Origin of the sequence: Candidatus Infernicultor aquiphilus (genome assembly GCF_002784285.1) — a bacterium.
GTDB lineage: Bacteria > Atribacterota > Phoenicimicrobiia > Phoenicimicrobiales > Phoenicimicrobiaceae > Infernicultor > Infernicultor aquiphilus.
Map to the genome: position 1 here is coordinate 1 of NZ_PFKO01000166.1, position 1,139 is coordinate 1,139.

Consider the following 1,139-nt stretch of genomic DNA (forward strand, 5'->3'; position numbering starts at 1 on the left):
TTACTTTTTATTATCAAAGTAGCCTATCCCCTTTTAACTTGTTGAAAGATTGGGCTATAATTTTCGGATGGATGAATTGAGTGCAGCTTTGGGATGCTCTCAGATGGAGAGGATTGAGGAGATTTTAGAGAAGAGAGCAAAACTTTCGTGGGAATGACAGAAGGGAGCATAGGAATGACAAGGGATAAAGTGAGAATGAAACGATATAATAAATTTACCGGCAAGAAGATATTATCTGTTTTGGTCATACTTCTTGCTTTTTTTATTCTGTTAGGCATATTTATTGTGCCTAATTTAGGTCAGTGGCTGGTAGTGAATGATGAAGTGAAAGAAAGCGATATTATTGTAGTTCTCATGGGCAGTGTGTATGATAGAATCCTTGAAGCAGTAGATTTATATGATGAGGGTTATTCTGATAGAATCGTTCTGATTAACAGTTATATTACCGCAAAAGATATCTCTATAAATAGAGGAATAAAAGTTTATGGAAATACTCTGTTAAGCAAGATGGCGGCAATAGATTTAGGAATTCCGGAGGAAGAGGTATTAATCCTCGAAGGTAATTCCAGAAGTACGCAGGATGAAGCCCTGACCATTAGGGAGTATATTAGGAATAATAGAGAAATAGAATCAATCATATTAGTTACTTCAAAATATCATTCTAGAAGAGCCAAGCAGATATTTAAAAAAGCTTTGAGTGTTTTGGACCAAGAGATAGATATCTATTCGAGTCCCAGCAAATATGACCCTTCTAAGGTTAATCAATGGTGGAAGGATAGAGAAGATATTGAGTGGGTGGTATTGGAGTATCTGAAGTTGGCAAACTTTTATTTTTATGAACAATTTTTGCTGGATTAAAGATGCATTGCAAGGGGGAGGATGAGACGCATGCAAGATGTTTTGATTCCTAATAGAATTTTAGCTGATTTTTTTAATTATTGGAAGAAATTATTTATTATTTATATTTAAGATTTATGGTATAATATTTTAGAAAGCAAGCACTCTCCTGTGAGAGAAGTGGTATAATATATATAGGTTATTGAATATTAATAGAAGGAGAAATTCATAAAAATGCGTAAAATAATTGCGTATATTGAAAGAGATCCAGAAACAGGTTTGTATGTAGGGACTGTTCCGGA

1 protein-coding gene and 1 pseudogene are annotated in these 1,139 nt (G+C 34.0%); both read left to right on the forward strand.

All coding sequences use genetic code 11. The annotated features are described in order from the left end of the window. Window positions 1-46: 46 nt before the first annotated feature. Window positions 47-142, forward strand: a pseudogene (locus tag COZ07_RS04565) (DegT/DnrJ/EryC1/StrS family aminotransferase); the annotation flags it as partial. 32 nt (window positions 143-174) lie between these two features. Next, window positions 175-858: a YdcF family protein gene (locus COZ07_RS04570; protein ID WP_406607405.1), complete on the forward strand. Its 684-nt coding sequence runs from the start codon at window positions 175-177 to the stop codon at window positions 856-858. Window positions 859-1,139: the final 281 nt, after the last annotated feature.